We start from the raw sequence: 209 nt of genomic DNA on the forward strand, positions 1-209 counted from the left end.
GGTGTGTTCGAGTCTCTCAAATTTTCGCAATCAGAAGTGAAACATCTTCGGGTTGTGAGGTTAAGCGACTAAGCGTACACGGTGGATGCCCTGGCAGTCAGAGGCGATGAAGGACGTGCTAATCTGCGATAAGCGCCGGTAAGGTGATATGAACCGTTATAACCGGCGATTTCCGAATGGGGAAACCCAGTGTGATTCGTCACACTATC

At 49.8% G+C, this 209-nt stretch carries 1 rRNA gene; it reads left to right on the top strand.

Features of this window, described 5'->3' with window-relative positions:
* Positions 1 to 58: 58 nt before the first annotated feature.
* Positions 59 to 209 (top strand): 23S ribosomal RNA (locus tag FDW97_RS17830); the annotation flags it as partial.

It is taken from the genome of Citrobacter sp. wls708, assembly GCF_005281255.1.
Classification (GTDB): domain Bacteria; phylum Pseudomonadota; class Gammaproteobacteria; order Enterobacterales; family Enterobacteriaceae; genus Citrobacter; species Citrobacter werkmanii.